This is a genomic window from uncultured Bifidobacterium sp., assembly GCF_945269915.1.
Classification (GTDB): domain Bacteria; phylum Actinomycetota; class Actinomycetes; order Actinomycetales; family Bifidobacteriaceae; genus Bombiscardovia; species Bombiscardovia indica.
On the sequence record NZ_CALYOY010000064.1, the window covers coordinates 1 to 3,521 of the forward strand.

General features: G+C 54.0%; 4 protein-coding genes. All 4 read left to right on the forward strand.

The features are described from left to right. Nucleotides 1-491: inositol monophosphatase family protein (locus Q0K62_RS07875; RefSeq protein ID WP_297317424.1), on the forward strand; the 491-nt coding region annotated here is incomplete at its 5' end. A gap of 256 nt (nt 492-747) precedes the next feature. Beyond that, on the forward strand, nt 748-1,107 hold the full coding sequence (locus Q0K62_RS07880) for a response regulator (protein ID WP_297317425.1): 360 nt from the start codon (nt 748-750) through the stop codon (nt 1,105-1,107). 1,257 nt (nt 1,108-2,364) lie between these two features. After that, nucleotides 2,365-2,766 (forward strand): hypothetical protein, encoded by a 402-nt coding sequence (locus Q0K62_RS07885; protein ID WP_297317426.1) that lies wholly within the window; start codon nt 2,365-2,367, stop codon nt 2,764-2,766. Between the two features lie 116 nt (nt 2,767-2,882). Then, nucleotides 2,883-3,362, forward strand: coding sequence for an ATP-binding cassette domain-containing protein (locus Q0K62_RS08015; RefSeq protein WP_366515899.1), 480 nt, complete (start codon nt 2,883-2,885; stop codon nt 3,360-3,362). Nucleotides 3,363-3,521 lie beyond the last annotated feature (159 nt).

The following is a 3,521-nucleotide window of genomic DNA, read 5'->3' on the forward strand; positions in this document are numbered from 1 at the left end:
CCCTGATCGGTCTGGAGGTCGACCGCCAGATGGTGGTCGGTGTGGTGTCCGCCCCCATGCTGGGCACCAGTTGGTACGCCGCCCAGAGCCAGGGGGCATATATGGTCCACCAGGGTGAGGCGCCCAGGGCCATCCACGTATCGGAGATCGACCGCATGGAGGATGCCTCCATGTCCATTTCATCACTGACCGGATGGAAGTCCATAGGCCGTCGGCAGCAGCTCCTGGACCTGACCGACCGTATCTGGCGTCTGCGGGGATTCGGCGACTTCTGGCAGTACATGCTCCTGGCCCAGGGGGCCATCGACCTGGCGGCCGAACCCGAACTCGACCTGTACGACATGGGGGCACTGGTTCCCATCGTGACCGAGGCGGGAGGGACCTTCACGGATCTGACAGGCAGTCCCGGCCCATGGGGAGGCAATGGATTGGCCAGCAATGGTCTGCTTCATAAGGAGGCCCTGGCAGCCTTGGGCGACCATAAGGAATAATCCGGCCTTCCAAGGCTCGACCCGGTCATCCTGCTCAGCCCGCCGGTCGAACCTCTCCTATCCGGTTCTGCCCCTTGAGCCGCCCCCACTCCTACCTACGGCATGACTCCGGTGTTGTGTCTTTGATTCGCCACACTGGCCGATTCCGGCCCTCCCCTCTTGTCGGTCAAGAGATTCCAGATCATTTGCCCAAGACTTGGTAAACAATATATACTCTGGGAAATACCTCCAAGATTGAAGTCCTGCTCTTACGGCCTTGATTCTCACTGTAGATGATGATGAAGCCGTCCTTTCAGTTTTGAAAACGGGTCTGGAGAAGGACGGACACTGGATACAGTGCGAGAATGATCCTCAACATATTGCTATTAAGGATGCCGGAAGAATCGATCTGATCATACTCGACATCATGATGCCTGGCATTGATGGTATCGAACTGGTCAGCCGCATACGACAGGCGACCGACAACCCCATACTCTTTCTCTCCGCCAAAACTCGGGTGCAGGATATTCAGGCGGGGTTAAGTACGGGCGCAGACGATTACCTCACCTCACAAAGCCATTTGACATCAACGAGCTGTGTGCCGCATACAAGCTTGCCTCCGCCGCGAAAAACGTGATCATGCCTTGTGGATGACCGAGGGGAATTCTGGTTTTGACCTGTCCGGTCAAACAGTGTATTTCCAAGACAAGCCTGTGCACCTCACTCCTGGGGAATTCGGCATATGTCAATTCCCGACGAACAACCACGGACACATATTCCCGTGCGACCAGATTTATGTCGCGGTTTTCGACTCTGCTGATTTCACGCAGAAATAGTCCATCGTCACGCATAGTAAGAACATACGTTTGAAATGCGCCGGTTCCACGTTGACCCGATTGTTACGCGATGGGGAGTAGGGTACCTATGGCAGTCATAAAACAAACCACGCCGCGGTCCCTACCGTCGCGCTTTCTCCTTTTCCTCTTGGCAGGTGTCGTCATTGTTGCAGTAATTCCTGCGCCCTTATATGGTATCGCTATACAGGCAGGGGTGATATCGAATGCAGATACTGACCGTAAGTCTGCGGAGACTAGTATCAATCGTATTGATGGGGACAAGCGCTTTGATCCGGCTGCTAACGGTCCAGCCAACAGTTACATGGAACTTGACCTGTCATTTTCACCTACTACTACCTCGAACATGAGCAGGACAGACCAAGAAGCGGCAATAGCTCATATACGAGACAAAAAAACCAGACTTCCCCGTGGGGGTAGCCACCCCACCGAGTGGGTATGTGGCCATTGCCTATTCCACTGTGCCAGCTTTTGCGAACACTTTTTTACATCAGCATTTCCTCAAGCCCGATAATCTTGTATTCTATTTGTCTTTTGATCAATGAGATTCCAGTCTGCCTGGGTTGTGTCTTATGGTCCAGTGCAGTGCTCAGTCGCGGGCTCATACCCCTGAGTAAGGCTTGTAGGTCAGATTCGCGACGGCAACTTGGATTTCGACACCGGACAATCCAGGATCAAAGAAATCAACAAGATTGCCGAATCGGTTGAAACCTCAAACAATAATCTGCGTCTTTCCCTTGAGAGTCAATGGAAATCCGAACACCAACACCGAGACCGTATTTCGGCTTCGGCCATGAAATCAAAACCCCTCTCAGTGGTATCTCCGGCTGGGCGCAGCTCCTACCTGAACGGAACTCAGCCTGGAGCGGTACAAGTCTGTCACCATCCTCCACCGTGAGGAACATGCCATTGATGGTTTGGCCAATGAATCTCATCAATGTGGCCATCCGCGCATCAAGCGATGAACAGCCGACCATAAATCTGTACCCGTCACTGGTTTTATCGCAGAGATAACTGTTTCTCTGCAAGGTCCGGCCGATATGCGCCAAATCCACATGGAGGTGCACCTTCCTGGGGGAGAATGCAAGACCACCATTGATCCTGACCCGGCAAGGCGGGCAGCGATCAATGTCATTGCTGATGCTCTGCGTGATGCACACCGGAACACGGTCAGGTCGTCATCAGCGCCAACGCAAGCCCTGCCCTCACCGTACGGGTGGGAGGATAGCGGTCCTGGCTTTACCAAGCAGGATTTACGGGAGGCGACCAAGATGCCATATATGGCGGACAGCAGCAGAAGCGGACGGCACTTCGGGTTTGGGCTGGCCGCGGCGAACACCAATGGTGAACTTCACGGCGGTCAGTTGATTCCAGGGAAATCGGTACAGTTGGGCGGGGTGCTGGTCGATATGTTTTTTGGCTCATTGAGCGGTAAGGCCTGATACTGGCAGGGAAACTGTTGATTGTCCTTCAAAAAAAGCAGCATACTACCGATATGACTGAAACTCCGGCCAAATATGCCTGGGCAAATGTATAAGGAGTATGCATACCGCCCATAATGGAAACACAGGACCTGACTAAGCAGATTGGACACGGGTCGCTTCCACCACTAGCTGTGAATGAAGTTGATCTTCACATAGGTCAGGGGCAGGTGTACGGCCTGCCTGGGCCTGACGGAGTGGGACAATCCACCGCTCGAACTACTGGCCGGCATGCTCCATCCCGCAAGTGGTCGCATCCATCTTTGATGGACACTTCTGGACCCGCGACGACCTGTACGATATCGGTTCTCATCGAGAATCAGCCACTCCATCCCGATTTGACGGTTGCAGAAAACCTGAACGTTCGCGCAACCCTGTTTGGTCTGCCGCAATCAAGAGTTGATGACGTACTGCAGGTGGTGCATCTGACTGAAACCGGGCGGAAACGCATGAACCGGTCTTCCATGGGCATGAAGCAGCGTCCAGGAATCGCGTCAGCCCTCTTGACCCACCATAAGTTGCTCATTCTCGATAAGCCGGCCACATGCGCCTTATGATCATTTCAACCATAGCGGCGCTTATGCTCGCCGCGATCGCGCTCGCACGGCTCAATCGGTTTGAAGATAACCGCCAAGGTGATAGTTAACGGTCCAAGTGCATTGTGCATTTGCGCGGTCATCACCTGCCTGTCAACCTGGGATCAGGCCTTGCGGCGG